We start from the raw sequence: 13,845 nt of genomic DNA on the forward strand, positions 1-13,845 counted from the left end.
ATTATGCCTCCACCTTTGCTACATTTGAAATATCCATAGGCATTTCCTTATTTACAAAACCACCTTGTGGATTTTGCTCGCTTGGTTTAACTGCTTTCTTAGCAATTTTGCAACCTTCAACGATTACTTGATTTTTCTTAGGAAAAACTGCCTTTACAACACCTGTTTTACCTTTATCATCACCTGCGATAATTTTTACATTATCACCTTTTTTAATTTTAAATTTAACAGCCATTATAAAACCTCCGGAGCTAGTGAAACAATTTTCATAAAGCCACCATATCTTACTTCTCTACCAACTGGCCCGAAAATACGAGTTCCAACTGGCTCTCTTTTAGCATCTAAAATAACTGCTGCATTTTCGTCAAAACGAATTAATGAGCCATTTTCTCTTTGAACTTCTTTTTTAGTTCTTACGATTACAGCTTTAACTACTTGACCTTTTTTAATTTTACCATTTGGTAAAGCTTTTTTAACAGATGCAACTATAACATCACCTACAGTAGCATATCTTCTCTTGCTACCACCTAATACTTTTATACACATAATTTCTTTTGCGCCGCTATTATCAGCAACTACAAGCCTTGTAAAACTTTGAATCATTACTCAACTCCTGCTGCTAAGATTGTTTTAAGACGAAAAGATTTGCGTTTTGACAATGGTCTGCATTCAATTGCCACAACTGTATCGCCAACATTAGCAGTATTTTTTTCATCATGAACTAAATATTTTTTAAAGCGTTTTACAATCTTTCTATATCTTGGGTGAACAACTTTACGCTCAACTAGAACGCTAACTGTTTTATCACCTGATTTTGCAACGATTACGCCTTGTATTTCTCTTTTAAAACTCATAATTAGCCCCTTATTTCATAGCTGATATTGCAGTATTGATTTTAGCAATATCTTTTCTTACTACGCGAAGCTCATTTGTATTTGTAAGCTGCATCGTTTTAAGCTTTTGTTTTAGTGTAAATAAAAGCACCTTTTTCTCTTTTAACATAGCATTTAATTCTTCTGCTGTTTTATCTTTTAGCTCAGTATATTTCATTTTCACTCTCTCTTGTAACGAACTTAGTTTTAAATGGTAATTTACTCATAGCAAGTGCAAGAGCTTCTCTAGCCATATCTTCACTAACGCCTGTCATTTCAAAAAGAATTCTGCCTGGTTGAATATTCATTACCCATTCTTCAACACTACCTTTACCTTTACCCATCCTTGTTTCAAGTGGTTTTTTAGTTAAAGGTTTATCTGGGAATACTCTTATCCATGATTTACCTTGTCTTTTAACATGACGAGTTAGAGCAATACGAGCTGCTTCAATTTGGCGTGAATTAACTCTACCACCCTCAGTAGCTTTTAAAGCATAATCACCTAGAGCAAGTTTTGTGCCACGGCAAGCATAGCCACGATTGCGGCCTTTCATCATTTTTCTAAATTTTGTTCTTTTTGGCATCAACATAATTATTTACCTCTTCTGGTTCTTCTTGTCTTCTTTGCTGCTGGCTCTTCAGTTTTATCAGCTTGAACACCTTTATGTAATACCTCACCTTTGAATATCCATACTTTAATACCTATGTTTCCATAAGTTGTATGAGCTTCAGCAAAACCATAATCAATTTTTGCTCTTAAAGTATGTAAAGGCACACGACCTTCAAGATACCACTCTGTTCTAGCCATTTCAGCACCACCTAAACGACCTGCAACGCTAACTTTAATACCTTTTGCTCCTGCTTTTTGTGCATTTTGAATAACTTTTTTCATAGCACGGCGGAAAGCAACACGCTTTTCAAGTTGAGTTGCAACACTTTCTGCTGCTAATTGAGCTGATGCATTAGCACGACGCTCTTCTTTAATATTAAGATTTACTTCTTTATTGATAATTTTTTGTAGTTTTGTTTTAATTACTTCAACATCACTACCTTTTTTACCAATGATAATTCCAGGACGAGCTGCAACTACAGTAACTCTTAATTTCTTAGCAGTTCTTTCTATTATTATTTGACTAACGCCTGCATAGTATAGCTCTTTTTTAAGAAAAGCACGGATTTTATAATCTTCGCCTATGCTTTGTGCTAAACTAGCTTTAGCTGGAAACCATCTTGATTCCCAATTTCTATTAATTCCTAGTCTAAGACCGATCGGATTTACTTTTTGTCCCATTTTAGCTTTCCTTACTTTCAGTTTTTGCTCTGCTTACTTCAACCATAATATGAGCAGTTGGTTTTCTAATGCGACTTGCACTACCTCTTGCTCTTGGTCTAATTCTTTTTAAAACTGCACCTGCATCAACACGGCATGAACTTACTACAACTTCACTTGGCTCATATCCACCATTTGCAACAGCACTTGAAATTGCATTAGAAATGTATTTTGCTGCTTTATTTGGCATAAATTTTAAACTAGCCATTGCTAATTCAGCATTCATTCCTTGAACTTCTCTTGCTAACAATCTTGCCTTAGTTGGTGATAGTCTTATGAATTTAATTAATGCTTTACTCATCTACTACCCCTTATTTTCCAATTTTCTTCTGCACAGAACCTTTGTGGCCTTTAAATGTGCGAGTTGGTGCAAATTCACCTAATTTATAACCTATGTGATTTTCAGTTACATATACTGGAATAAAGCTTTTACCATTATGAACGTTAAAAGTAAGACCGATCATATCAGGAGTTATAGTGCTTCTTCTTGACCAAGTTTTAATTGGTTTATTATCGTTAGCTTTTTTTGCTGCGATAACTTTTTTCATAACATGAGAATCAACAAAAGGACCTTTTTTTAATGATCTAGCCATCTTATTTTCCTTTTCTTCTTGATATTATTAGCTTATCGCTAGCCTTTTTACGGCGAGTCTTAGCACCTTTAGTTGGTTTACCCCAAGGTGTAACTGGGTGACGACCTGAGTTCTTTTTACCCTCACCACCACCATGTGGGTGATCTACTGGGTTCATTGCACTACCACGAGTTTGTGGGCGAATACCTCTATGTCTATTGCGTCCTGCTTTACCGATTGTAACGTTAGCCCAATCTTCATTACCAACTTCACCAATACTAGCCATACATTCAGCTAATACTCTTCTCATTTCACCTGATTGTAAGCGAACGATTACATATTTTTCTTCTTTACCCATTAATTGAGCAAAAGAACCTGCTGAACGAATCATTTGTCCACCTTTACCTGGTTTTAACTCAAGGTTATGGATAATTGTACCTACAGGAATTGATTTTAATTTCATAGCATTTCCTGGTTTAATATCTAAACCTTCAGCAGCTGAACAAACAATGTCATTTACTGCTAAACCACGAGGTTGGATAATATATCTTTTTTCACCATCTTTATAAGCAATTAATGCAATACGGCAATTTCTGTATGGGTCATACTCAATAGCTTCTACACGACCTTCAATTCCAAATTTATTTCTTTTGAAATCAATGATACGATATAGTTTTTTAGCACCTGCTTCTTTATGGCGACTTGTTATTCTTCCGTTGTTATTTCTACCTGCTGCAGCTGGAAGTTTTACAAGTAATGAGCGAACACTAGCTTTTGCTGTAATATCATCGCTACTTACACCTGTAATATATCTTCTGCTTGGGGTATATGGTTTATAAGTTTTAATAGCCATCTTAGCCTTCCTTATTCTCTAAACTAGCACCCTCAGGTAGCTTTACATAAAACTTTTTAAAGTCACTTCTTTGGCCTTCAATTCCTCTAAATCTTTTAACTTTTCCATCCATTCTTAATGAATTTATTTTTAAAGGAACGATACCAAAATATTCTCTTAACACTTGCTTTAGACCATTTTTTGTCATTTTAGGGCTAGCTTGAATAACTACTACGCCACTTTCTTGAAGGCCTAAAGTTTTTTCTGTATAAACTATATTTTTTATATCTGTGATATCAGCCATCTTAGCCCTCTTTCGTAATTGATGCTAAAGCATCTTTTTCAATAATAACTGAGTTAAATATACTTAATAAATAAGCATTTACTTCAGTAATATCAACAACATAACAATTTGCAAGATTTCTAAATGCTAATAATGTTTTTTCATCTAATAATGATTTAACTATTAAAGCATCTTTAACACCTATTTTATTAATCATAGCTCTTGCATCTTTTGTTTTACCACTTTCAATAACTATATTATCTACTGCAAATATTGCGTTTGCATTTGCTTTATCAGCTAAAGCTCTTTCAAATGCTAATCTCTTTTGCTTTTTATTTACTTTTTGAAAATAGTTTCTATTATTTGTTGGACCAAATGCAACTGCACCACCTACCCATACGTTAGTTCTAGTTGAACCTGCACGAGCACCGCCACGACCTTTTTGTCTCCATGGTTTTTTACCACCACCGCTAACATCACTTCTACCTTTAGTATGAGCTGTATTTGCTCTCATGCTAGCTTGATATGATTTTACATATAAATAAAGGTTATGAGGATTTACTTCAGCGTATCTTGCTGGTAAATCAAGCTCGCTAGCTTTTTCAAATTTATCGTTTAATACGCATACTTTCATTTTACAATCCTTACTTTACCCATTGCACCATTATAACCTGCAACGCTACCTTTTAATACTAAAACACCATTTTCAGCGTCAAATGAAACAACTTCATTTTTAACAGTAACTAATTCATTACCAAAATGACCCGCCATTTTGCGTCCTTTTTGAACACGACCTGGCCACTCGCGGTTACCTATAGAACCTGAGCGTCTGTGAAAACGGCTACCATGACTTGCTGGACCACCTGCAAATCCGTGTCTTTTAATAACACCTGCAAAACCTCTACCTTTTGAATTAAAGCTTACTTTTAAAACCTTTGCTTCAGCTAAAGGTGTAGTGTCAATGTCACCTGCTTCTTTATTTGCTACTTCTAAACTAGCAAATTTGTTAAACTCTGCACTTAGGCTGTATTTTTTTTGCTGACCTGCTATGCACTTGTTTTGATGTTTACCTTGTGCGTAAGCAACGATAGCTTTACCATCTTTAAGTTCGCAAACTTTTGTTTTTACTAACTTAAGTAATGTTACAGGAGTGCTAGATGTGTTAATTGTTCTACTCATTCCGATTTTTTCAACAATATATTCCATACTCTATCCTTACTTGCCCATTGCACGAACTTCAACATTAACTTCTGGTGCCAAATCAAGCTTTGTTAAGCTATCAACGGTGTCAGTAGTAGCAGCCAAAATATCAATCATACGAGCGTGAATTCTCATTTCAAATTGTTCTCTTGAATCTTTATTGATGTGCGGAGATCTTAAAACGGTATAACGCTTTATTTTTGTAGGCATTGGCACTGGACCTCTAATTTCAGCACCAGTTCTCTTAACGGCTTCAACAATTGCCGCAACTGTACGATCTAGAACCCTATGGTCATAAGCTTTTAACTTTAACCTAATTCTTTCCATAATTTTTCCTTTTAAAAGAACTCGTTGGCATTTAAGCCAACCCATTAAAGAACATGTGATAAGTATCACAAAAACTAAAATAGGTTCGCAAGTGTATTTAATATAAGTTTATTTGTCAAGAAAAAATAAATTTTTTCATATTTTTTGTCTTTTTTAAAAAGATAAAAATAAAAATTATAAACTATAAAATACTAAATTTATTTTAAAATATACTAATATAAATTTTTACTCATTATGATAAGATATATACAAAAATATATCTAAAAAAGCAAAAATTAGAAAATTATTAATAATACTTAGTATGAAACAAAATCACTAATAAAAATTAATAATCAATAAAATAGTATTTTGTATAAAATCTATTTGCTGATATAAGCAACAAGTATTAAATCTCAAAAAATTAATAAAAATTTTAATACTTGTTAAAACTATATATAATTTATTGAATAATAATTTTTTCCGAATTTTTATTTTAAATTCGGAAAAAATTAAATCATAAATTTTTACAATACTTTATTATCTTGTAATAGTTTTTTAAATTCTTCTTTTAAAAATGGTTCTATTTCTTTATATGTTAAACGAACTTTTATATATCCACTAGCGTATGAAAATAATTCATAAGGACTATATGAAAATACTATTCCTAAATTATCAAAATAAAAATTATTTAATTCTAAAGGACTAAAAAATTTATTATCTTTTTCTGGATGTTTAGTTGTATTTTGAAAATCTCTTATTTTTTTAGATATTTTTTCTTTTAACCTATCTGTATCTTTAAAAGCTTCGTTTGATGAAATAATTTTGCCTGTTTTATCTAAAATTGCATATTTTTTAAAATGTAAAGGATGGGCACCTTTATTGTCTTCTACTAAACTAAAACTTATACTCGTTAAATCATTCTTAGCAAATATTACATCTTCTAATATTTCTAAAGTTCCAAAATGAGTTAAGCTTTGAGCAAAAAATTCATTTAAATTAAGTTCTTCTTTATTATTTCCAGATAAATATCTAATCTTAAAATTACCATCACTTGTACTGATACTAATACTATCATATTTAACCCCAATTGATTTTGAAGCCTCATAATCTATATTATTTATTATCGTATCGTTACATGCAAAACATACATTATCTTGCATTATATTCATACCACTAACAAACTCAACTTTATCTTTATGGTCGTTAATTGTAAAATATGCGGTTTTATCTTTATCTATCATTAAAAACCCAGCAGAATTTAAACTAAGTGCCAAAATACTTGAAATTAATACTTTTTTCATTTTATACTCCTTAAATAAAAATAGTATTTTATCCTAAGTTAATAACACTTAAAAATTTTAATTAATTTTGTTTCACGTGGAACATATTTTATAATAATCTAAATTTGTTCTAACCCGTTTTCACAATAACTTTTATCATTTAATAAAGTATTTAAATAAATTTTATGGTTCTGTTCTAAATTTCTTTCATTTTCTTTATGATATATATGATATGCTATTGCTTGATGTTTTAGTCTTTTTAATTTATAGCCCTTATTTAAGAACCTTATTACAAATTCACTATCTTCTCTTCCCCAACCTTCAAAATCATTATTAAATCCATTAATTGAAATAGCATCTTCTTTGTAAAAACCCATATTGCAACCACGAATACCTTTTATGTATATTTTTTTATCATTCGGTGTTTTTTGTGCTATTGATTTTAATTTTTTACAAATACTTTTATCAATTTTTGAGAAGTACTTAATTATTTTTGATAGAACATTAATTTTGTTTGCTTTAAATGTTCTTATATTTAATTCTATATTATCTTCTCTAATATCTTTTGAAATATTTTCCTTTAAACAAATTCTACTACCTTGTAAAAATACCCCTTTTTCAGCATTATTTTTATAATTTTTTATAAAATCATTATCTACAAGCATATCTGAATCAATAATAACCAAAAAATCTCCACTTGATATTTTTATAGCATTATTACGAGATCTTGCTAATCTAAATCCTAAATCTTCTTGATACGCATGTTTTAATATAACAGGATATTTACTAAACTTTTCAATTATATCCCAGTTATCTCCACCATCATCAGCTATAATTATTTCATCTGGTAATGTAGTCATTTTAAAGACATATTCAAGGCATCTTGTTAGTGCTACTTTATCGTTGTAAGTTGTGATTATTAAAGAACAAGTTGGAATTTTTGCATCTTTTAATTTTGCATATTTAAAAAAAGAACCTAAAGCATTGCATAAACTTATTATAAATCCATTAAAACCATCTTTTATTCCTAATTTTAAAAAATAGAATTTAAAAAATGTAAAAAATCCGTGGCTTATAGCTTTAAAAGTGCTAGTTTTTTTATTTTTATTATTTTGTGCATAAATTTCTGTATATCTTTGTAATTTTGTTATTAAATCATAAATTGAATTGAAAGCAAAATGGTGAAGATGGATATTGGTTTTTATTAATTGTGAATTATTTTTAATGATAATATTTTCATGAACATTAGCGTCATCATAATTAGTATGAGTTTTATTAAAAATCCTAACTATATAATCAGGATAAAACCCACAAGTTTTTATCCATTCATTTTTATAATAATTTTTTCTATTTATTGCATAGATTTTTGTAATATCGCTAAAATCAAGATTTTTTAAAAGCTCTAAACTATTAAAATCTATTACTTCATCAGCATCAATACAAAAGACCCAGTCATTACTAGCTAAATTTACAGCAAATTGTTTTAATTTGCCAAATCCTATAAAAGGTGAGCTAAAAACTTTTACATTTTTAAATTCTTTTGCAATACTAACGCTGTTATCAGTGCTTTCATTATCTACTAACACAATTTCATCAAATTCTGCTAAAGCATTTAAACAACGCTTTAAATTTTTTTCTTCATTTTTAGCGATAATGCAAACACTTATTTTCATTGACAACCTTCGCATTCAATGCTTCTATCGACAGGTTTATTATCTAGATGTTCGCTTGCTGGACTTTCACTTCTTAGATAATAACAAGATTTAAGTCCTAGCGAGTGAGCTAATGTATAAATACTATTTAAATACCCGCCACTTGCTTTGTCAAGACTAACAAATATATTTAAGCTTTGTCCTTGGTCTATCCATTTTTGGCGAATTGCAGCAGCACGAACTAAATCTCTTTGGTCAAGCTCATAAGCTGTAACATAATATTGCCAGGTATCAAGACTTAGATTTGGTACAACATTAGGTATCATTCCACTTAAGTTTTGTTCAAACCATTTTCTTTTATATACAGGTTCAATTGTTTGAGTAGTTCCAACTAGAATTGATATACTAGAAGTTGGAGCTATTGCCATTAAATAGCCATTTCTCATACCTTGTTTGCTAACTTTTTTTCTTAAATCATTCCAATCACAATTTGATTGATTAAATAAATTATCTCCTAGTGTTAGCATTTTTGCATTATCGTTAGCGACATCAATAGGGAAAATTCCCTTACTCCAATTACTTCCTTCATATTCAGGATATACACCTTTTTCAACTGCTAAATCACTACTTGCACTTATAGCTTCATAAGATATATTTTCCATAATTTTATCAATTAATTCAAAGTGGTCGTTAGTCCCAAACATTATTCCTTTTTCTGCTAACATTTGTGCTTCACCCATAACACCTAAACCTATTGCACGAGATTTAAGGTTAGTGTTTTTTACTTTTGCGTGTGGATAAAAATTAAGTTCAATTACATTATCAAGCATTCTAATTGCTATTGGAACTACTCTTTTAATATCTTCTATACTATTAATTTTACTTAAATTTATACTAGCTAGATTACAAACTGCGGTTCTTCCTTCATCATATTCTTTTTCTACTATATAAACTTTTTTACCATTTAAAGTATCAAGGCTACTTAATTTTTTTGCAGTTTTTACTTGTGAATTATCAAGAGTAAAAATATCATTTTCTTCATAAATCTTTATACTACCATCTTCAAAAGTAGCTTTTATTTTATAATGATTTGGGTCTGTATTTTGAAAAATTTCTGTGCATAAATTAGAACTTCTAATAAGACCTGAATGAGAATTTGGATTAGCTTTATTAGCATTATCTTTAAAGCATAAAAACGGCATTCCACTTTCAAAATAATTTGTTAAAATCTTTTTCCAAAGCTCTTTTGCATCCATTACTTCTTTTACTATATTTTCATCTTTTTCAAGTCTTTCATACTCTAATTCAAATTCTTTTCCGTATAAATCACAAAGTTGTGGAGTATCAAATGGGTCAAATAAAGTCCATTTTCCATTTTCAGCAATTCTTTTCATAAATAAATCATTTATCCATAAAGCAGGAAATAATTCGTGAGCTCTTCTTCTTTCTTCTCCGCTATTTTTTCTAAGGTCAATAAAATCACAAACATCCATATGCCAAGGCTCAATATAAACAGATATTGCACCTTTTCTTGTGCCTAATTGATCAACTGCTACAGCAATGTCATTTGTGATTTTTAAAAATGGAATAATTCCACCAGCTGCATTTTTATGTCCGTCTATACTACCACCCATAGCACGAACCTTACTCCAATCCCAGCCTATTCCACCACCAAATTTAGATAATAAAGCCATTTCTTTATAAGAATCAAAAATACCTTCTATATTATCAGGGGTTGAGCCGATATAACACGAGCTTAATTGGTGTCTTGTTGTTCTTGCGTTACTTAAAGTTGGAGTTGCACACATAACTTCAAACTTGCTTATTAAATCATAGAATTTCTTAGCCCATTCTTGCCTATTTAATTCGTTTTGAGCTAAAAACATAGATATTGCCATAAACATATGTTGTGGTAATTCAATAGGATTACCTTTACTATCTTTAATTAAATATCTATCATAAAGGGTTTTAATACCTAAGTAAGTAAATTGTAAATCTCTTTCAGGTTTGATATAAGAATTTAAATCATCTAAGTCATATTTTTCTTTAAGACCTAAAAATAATCTTCCTGCTTTTTCTCCACGCTCAAAATATTCTCTTAAATGCACATATTCTTTTTGTGGATTAACTTTGTGATATAAATCATATAAAAATAATCTCGCAGCTACAAAAGTCCAATTAGGTCTATCTATATCTATTTTATCAACTGCTGTTTTTATTAAAGTGTTTTGTATTTCTTCAGAAGTTATCATATCTCTAAATTGTATTTTAGCATCAACTTCTAGCTCACTTTGGCTTACATTATCAAGCCCTTCAGTTGCTAAAGTTGTATATTTTTTAATTTTAGATATGTCTAATTCTTCTACTCTACCTGTTCTTTTTACTACCTTCATGATTGATTATTTTTCCTTTGTGAATTTTAAAAAAGAATGTATTATAATAAGTAGATATATAATAAAGGTTAAAAAGAGTGGGATATTTATATAAAAAATTTTTTACTACAGAAAATAAAAAAGCTTATCAATTAGTTATGCAAAATTTAAATTACGATTTAAAAAAAGCACAAAGATTTTGTGATAAAAATCGTGTTATTATTTTTAAAAATAATGTTAGTAAAAAGCTAGAAAATACTTTAAATATAGAAGAAATAAATTTAACTGATATTGAAATATGTAAAAAGAATTCTATTATTTGTGGAGAATATTATTTACTAATTTATGAATGCGTTAGTAATAATTTAAAACCAATTTTTGAAAATGAATATTTTGCAATTTTTAATAAACCAAGCGGAGTTTTATCACATCCTAATGGAAGAAATTGTGAATATTCTTTAAATGATGAAATTTGGCAAAAATATGGAGAAAATGCAAGTGTAGCTCATAGACTTGACGCTGCTACAAGTGGTCTTATAATGGTAGCTAAAACAAAAACTGCCAATAAAGAATTAAAAGAACTTTTTGCAAAACAAAAAATACACAAAGAATATTTAGCATTAGTATGTGGTAATATTAAAAATGATTTTTGTGTTAGTGCAAGACTTAAAAATGATGATGATTTAAAAAATAAAATGCAAGTTTGTGTAGATGGCAAGATTTCACAATCTGAATTTATAGTTATCAAAAATTATCCTAAATATACACTTTTAAAAGCAATTCCACTAACAGGAAGACAACATCAATTAAGAGTGCATTTGCATTATGTAGGAAATAAAATCGCAGGGGATAATTTGTATGGGCTTACTAACAAACAAGCAAGAGATATTTTAGATAAGAAAATATCAAATATAAAAGAACTTTGTGGTGCAAGTAGGCTTTGTCTTCATTCTGCAAGATTAAAATTTACTTATAAAAATCAAGATTATGATTTTTTTAATGATGATATAGAAAATGAATTTTTAGGAGCAATTAAATGAATGGATTAGATATATTTCAATATTTATTTATGGGTGTTGTTTGCATTGGTGGAATTATTGGAATGATTTTTATCATAATCAATGAAAAGAAAAAATAATGTTTCACGTGAAACTTTTTATCATTAGATTATTTTAATGTTTCACGTGAAACAAAAAACTTATAATAAAATTAAAATTATTTACATACAAAATAAATTCATTAAACAAAAATTTTATTCTAAAACTTTGTTATAAATATAAATATAAAATATTTTATAAATTTTATTGAAGGAGAAAATATGAAAAAGATATTAATTTCTTTATTTTGTATAGGTGCATTAAATGCTAGTTCAATCAGTGAAATTGAAAAATTAAAACAAGAAAATGAAATTCTAAAACAAAGAATTGATGCTTTAGAAAATAAATTCTATGACCCGTTTGATGATTTTTTTAAAAGTTTTGATGCAATCAATAAACAACATATAAAAGCTTTAAATGAAATCAAAAAATCAATGGAAGATGATTTTAAAAACTACAAATCAAATTCTAATTACTCAAGTTATTTTCAAATCAACAATATCATATCTTATATGAAACAAACTTCACAAAATATAGATAATAAAACCAATTCAAAAATAGAAATAAAAACATATAACGAAAACACAAAAAAGGAATATTTATTAAAAGATATTATAAAAGATTTTGATACTTTTAAGGTGTATTTTAATTCAAAAAATCTTGATAAAAATATAGAATTAGACAAATTCTATATTAGTAGTAATGGTTTTGTATTCTTATCAAAGGATTTTAAAAATCAAATTATTATTAATTTTGAAGATATGAAAATTTATTTAAAAGATGAATTTTTAAAAGAACTTTCTTTATAAATTCACAAACCCTATTTTATAAATAGGGTTAAACTTTAAAAACATATTAAAATATAAATTTAATTACCGATATATTAGTATAATCAGTAACTAAATATAAAGGTAAATTATGAAGCAATCACTTCTATTAGAATTAATCTATCCACTTCCTGCGGCAACACTTGGTTTTGAACTTTTAGTATTTTTAGGTTCAATATATTTTAAAAAACTAAATATCACTTTTATAACATTGTTATTTTTAGCTAGTAGGATTTTATTTATTTTTATGGATTTTCAACAAGCCCACGCATATATTTCACTATTTTCACCGATTGTATTTGCAATATTATTAACGCTTAAAAAAGATTATCTTTCTACAAAAAGATTAATTCCTGCTTATTTAGTAGTATTGTTTTATATCTTAATTGGTATATTTATTAAAGATTACCAATTCATATCATATTTGCATAATTTAAACTTTATAAATCTTACTTATGCTTATTCAGATTTTTCTTTTTGCTTATTTTTAGTTTTAATGATTTATGTTGTAATTCTTAGAAAAATTAAAAATTTTGAATGTTTCTTGCAAGGTGCATATATTGCAGCCTATTTTCAATTTATATTCTACAATAGCCTTCAATTTTATAATTTAAGTTATTTTGAATTAGGCTCATTTATATTCTTAGCTGCTATTGGTTATCAAGGATATAAATTAGCGTTTTATGATTCACTAACTAATGTTTATAACAGAAGAGCTTATGACACTACTGAAGTAAAAAATAAAGATGTAATTGCTGTAGTTGATATAGATTTTTTTAAAAAGATTAATGATACTTACGGGCATGATGTAGGAGATATTATTTTAAGAAGTCTTGCAAGTATTTTGAAACAATATTCAAAAGCTTATCGTTATGGTGGAGAAGAATTTGTTTTAATTTTTAAAGAATATGATTTTTATAAATGTGTTAGCTTACTTGAAAACCTTAGAAACGAAGTGCAAAATCATACTTTTAAGGCTAAAAATCACGAAATAAAACTAACTATTAGTATAGGTGTTAGTTTGGTTACAAACTCTAAATTTGGAGCGTTTGAAACTGCTGATAATAGACTTTATAAAGCTAAACAAACAGGAAGAAATAAAACTATATTTGAATAACCAAAGTCATATTAAATTCTTTAATAAATTTATTATTTATACTAAGTTTGTGAGTATATTTATTTTTATGAAATTACTTAAAAGCTAATAATATTTGAAAACCTT

At 28.4% G+C, this 13,845-nt stretch carries 19 protein-coding genes; 3 read left to right on the forward strand and 16 right to left on the reverse strand.

Annotation, left to right across the window (positions count from 1 at the left end; translation table 11 throughout):
* Window position 1: 1 nt before the first annotated feature.
* The 16 genes from rplX to AVBRAN12640_RS06800 all read right to left on the reverse strand — a co-directional run bounded on the left by rplX (window position 2) and on the right by AVBRAN12640_RS06800 (window position 10,720).
* On the reverse strand, window positions 2-235 hold the full coding sequence (gene rplX / locus AVBRAN12640_RS06725) for a 50S ribosomal protein L24 (protein WP_214116077.1): 234 nt from the start codon (window positions 233-235) through the stop codon (window positions 2-4).
* Entirely contained in the window at window positions 235-603 is a 369-nt protein-coding gene (gene rplN, locus AVBRAN12640_RS06730; RefSeq protein ID WP_214116086.1) for a 50S ribosomal protein L14, read from the reverse strand. The genes rplX and rplN overlap by 1 nt, the downstream gene beginning before the upstream one ends.
* Window positions 603-854 (reverse strand): 30S ribosomal protein S17, encoded by a 252-nt coding sequence (gene rpsQ / locus AVBRAN12640_RS06735; RefSeq protein WP_214116088.1) that lies wholly within the window; start codon window positions 852-854, stop codon window positions 603-605. Before rpsQ ends, rplN begins: the two co-directional genes overlap by 1 nt.
* A gap of 10 nt (window positions 855-864) precedes the next feature.
* On the reverse strand, window positions 865-1,050 hold the full coding sequence (gene rpmC, locus AVBRAN12640_RS06740) for a 50S ribosomal protein L29 (RefSeq protein ID WP_214116089.1): 186 nt from the start codon (window positions 1,048-1,050) through the stop codon (window positions 865-867).
* Complete coding sequence (gene rplP, locus AVBRAN12640_RS06745; RefSeq protein ID WP_214116091.1) at window positions 1,037-1,462, reverse strand: 50S ribosomal protein L16; 426 nt, start codon at window positions 1,460-1,462, stop codon at window positions 1,037-1,039. The genes rpmC and rplP overlap by 14 nt, the downstream gene beginning before the upstream one ends.
* Before the next feature lie 2 nt (window positions 1,463-1,464).
* Entirely contained in the window at window positions 1,465-2,163 is a 699-nt protein-coding gene (gene rpsC, locus AVBRAN12640_RS06750; RefSeq protein WP_214116093.1) for a 30S ribosomal protein S3, read from the reverse strand.
* 1 nt (window position 2,164) lies between these two features.
* Window positions 2,165-2,503 (reverse strand): 50S ribosomal protein L22, encoded by a 339-nt coding sequence (rplV, locus tag AVBRAN12640_RS06755; RefSeq protein WP_214116095.1) that lies wholly within the window; start codon window positions 2,501-2,503, stop codon window positions 2,165-2,167.
* Between the two features lie 10 nt (window positions 2,504-2,513).
* Window positions 2,514-2,795 carry a 30S ribosomal protein S19 gene (gene rpsS, locus AVBRAN12640_RS06760; protein ID WP_214116097.1) on the reverse strand — a complete coding sequence of 94 codons (282 nt, stop codon included), beginning with the start codon at window positions 2,793-2,795 and terminating at the stop codon, window positions 2,514-2,516.
* Window position 2,796: 1 nt separating this feature from the next.
* A complete protein-coding gene (gene rplB / locus AVBRAN12640_RS06765) occupies window positions 2,797-3,627 on the reverse strand; it encodes a 50S ribosomal protein L2 (protein WP_214116098.1) in 831 nt (276 codons plus the stop codon).
* Window position 3,628: 1 nt separating this feature from the next.
* The gene (locus AVBRAN12640_RS06770) at window positions 3,629-3,910 is read right to left on the reverse strand and encodes a 50S ribosomal protein L23 (protein ID WP_214116101.1); all 282 of its coding nucleotides are present in this window, start codon (window positions 3,908-3,910) and stop codon (window positions 3,629-3,631) included.
* A gap of 1 nt (window position 3,911) precedes the next feature.
* Entirely contained in the window at window positions 3,912-4,523 is a 612-nt protein-coding gene (gene rplD / locus AVBRAN12640_RS06775) for a 50S ribosomal protein L4 (protein ID WP_214116103.1), read from the reverse strand.
* Complete coding sequence (gene rplC / locus AVBRAN12640_RS06780; protein WP_214116105.1) at window positions 4,520-5,095, reverse strand: 50S ribosomal protein L3; 576 nt, start codon at window positions 5,093-5,095, stop codon at window positions 4,520-4,522. Before rplC ends, rplD begins: the two co-directional genes overlap by 4 nt.
* Before the next feature lie 9 nt (window positions 5,096-5,104).
* Window positions 5,105-5,416: a 30S ribosomal protein S10 gene (gene rpsJ / locus AVBRAN12640_RS06785; protein ID WP_214116107.1), complete on the reverse strand. Its 312-nt coding sequence runs from the start codon at window positions 5,414-5,416 to the stop codon at window positions 5,105-5,107.
* Between the two features lie 503 nt (window positions 5,417-5,919).
* Entirely contained in the window at window positions 5,920-6,696 is a 777-nt protein-coding gene (locus AVBRAN12640_RS06790; RefSeq protein WP_336608782.1) for an RsiV family protein, read from the reverse strand.
* A 98-nt stretch (window positions 6,697-6,794) separates the two neighbouring features.
* Window positions 6,795-8,348 (reverse strand): glycosyltransferase family 2 protein, encoded by a 1,554-nt coding sequence (locus tag AVBRAN12640_RS06795; protein WP_442862252.1) that lies wholly within the window; start codon window positions 8,346-8,348, stop codon window positions 6,795-6,797.
* Window positions 8,345-10,720: a ribonucleoside-diphosphate reductase subunit alpha gene (locus AVBRAN12640_RS06800; protein WP_336608783.1), complete on the reverse strand. Its 2,376-nt coding sequence runs from the start codon at window positions 10,718-10,720 to the stop codon at window positions 8,345-8,347. Before AVBRAN12640_RS06800 ends, AVBRAN12640_RS06795 begins: the two co-directional genes overlap by 4 nt.
* Window positions 10,721-10,857: 137 nt before the next feature.
* Between AVBRAN12640_RS06800 and AVBRAN12640_RS06805 the strand changes: the two genes are divergently transcribed.
* The 3 genes from AVBRAN12640_RS06805 (at window position 10,858) to AVBRAN12640_RS06815 (ending at window position 13,740) form a co-directional block, all read left to right on the forward strand.
* Window positions 10,858-11,739 carry an RluA family pseudouridine synthase gene (locus AVBRAN12640_RS06805; RefSeq protein WP_214150569.1) on the forward strand — a complete coding sequence of 294 codons (882 nt, stop codon included), beginning with the start codon at window positions 10,858-10,860 and terminating at the stop codon, window positions 11,737-11,739.
* 278 nt (window positions 11,740-12,017) lie between these two features.
* Entirely contained in the window at window positions 12,018-12,605 is a 588-nt protein-coding gene (locus tag AVBRAN12640_RS06810; RefSeq protein WP_214116145.1) for a hypothetical protein, read from the forward strand.
* Window positions 12,606-12,714: 109 nt separating this feature from the next.
* Window positions 12,715-13,740, forward strand: a complete 1,026-nt coding sequence (locus tag AVBRAN12640_RS06815; protein WP_214116147.1) for a GGDEF domain-containing protein — start codon at window positions 12,715-12,717, stop codon at window positions 13,738-13,740.
* Window positions 13,741-13,845: the final 105 nt, after the last annotated feature.

Source organism: Campylobacter sp. RM12640 (genome assembly GCF_020137595.1).
Taxonomy (GTDB): Bacteria; Campylobacterota; Campylobacteria; order Campylobacterales; family Campylobacteraceae; genus Campylobacter_E.

Excerpts from the sequence above, each read along its gene's own strand:
- rplX (WP_214116077.1), bottom strand. The coding sequence starts at position 235 with ATGGCTGTTAAATTTAAAATTAAAAAAGGTGATAATGTAAAAATTATC.
- rplN (WP_214116086.1), bottom strand. The coding sequence starts at position 603 with ATGATTCAAAGTTTTACAAGGCTTGTAGTTGCTGATAATAGCGGCGCA.
- rpsQ (WP_214116088.1), bottom strand. The coding sequence starts at position 854 with ATGAGTTTTAAAAGAGAAATACAAGGCGTAATCGTTGCAAAATCAGGT.
- rpmC (WP_214116089.1), bottom strand. The coding sequence starts at position 1,050 with ATGAAATATACTGAGCTAAAAGATAAAACAGCAGAAGAATTAAATGCT.
- rplP (WP_214116091.1), bottom strand. The coding sequence starts at position 1,462 with ATGTTGATGCCAAAAAGAACAAAATTTAGAAAAATGATGAAAGGCCGC.
- rpsC (WP_214116093.1), bottom strand. The coding sequence starts at position 2,163 with ATGGGACAAAAAGTAAATCCGATCGGTCTTAGACTAGGAATTAATAGA.
- rplV (WP_214116095.1), bottom strand. The coding sequence starts at position 2,503 with ATGAGTAAAGCATTAATTAAATTCATAAGACTATCACCAACTAAGGCA.
- rpsS (WP_214116097.1), bottom strand. The coding sequence starts at position 2,795 with ATGGCTAGATCATTAAAAAAAGGTCCTTTTGTTGATTCTCATGTTATG.
- rplB (WP_214116098.1), bottom strand. The coding sequence starts at position 3,627 with ATGGCTATTAAAACTTATAAACCATATACCCCAAGCAGAAGATATATT.
- AVBRAN12640_RS06770 (WP_214116101.1), bottom strand. The coding sequence starts at position 3,910 with ATGGCTGATATCACAGATATAAAAAATATAGTTTATACAGAAAAAACT.
- rplD (WP_214116103.1), bottom strand. The coding sequence starts at position 4,523 with ATGAAAGTATGCGTATTAAACGATAAATTTGAAAAAGCTAGCGAGCTT.
- rplC (WP_214116105.1), bottom strand. The coding sequence starts at position 5,095 with ATGGAATATATTGTTGAAAAAATCGGAATGAGTAGAACAATTAACACA.
- rpsJ (WP_214116107.1), bottom strand. The coding sequence starts at position 5,416 with ATGGAAAGAATTAGGTTAAAGTTAAAAGCTTATGACCATAGGGTTCTA.
- AVBRAN12640_RS06790 (WP_336608782.1), bottom strand. The coding sequence starts at position 6,696 with ATGAAAAAAGTATTAATTTCAAGTATTTTGGCACTTAGTTTAAATTCT.
- AVBRAN12640_RS06795 (WP_442862252.1), bottom strand. The coding sequence starts at position 8,348 with ATGAAAATAAGTGTTTGCATTATCGCTAAAAATGAAGAAAAAAATTTA.
- AVBRAN12640_RS06800 (WP_336608783.1), bottom strand. The coding sequence starts at position 10,720 with ATGAAGGTAGTAAAAAGAACAGGTAGAGTAGAAGAATTAGACATATCT.
- AVBRAN12640_RS06805 (WP_214150569.1), top strand. The coding sequence starts at position 10,858 with ATGCAAAATTTAAATTACGATTTAAAAAAAGCACAAAGATTTTGTGAT.
- AVBRAN12640_RS06810 (WP_214116145.1), top strand. The coding sequence starts at position 12,018 with ATGAAAAAGATATTAATTTCTTTATTTTGTATAGGTGCATTAAATGCT.
- AVBRAN12640_RS06815 (WP_214116147.1), top strand. The coding sequence starts at position 12,715 with ATGAAGCAATCACTTCTATTAGAATTAATCTATCCACTTCCTGCGGCA.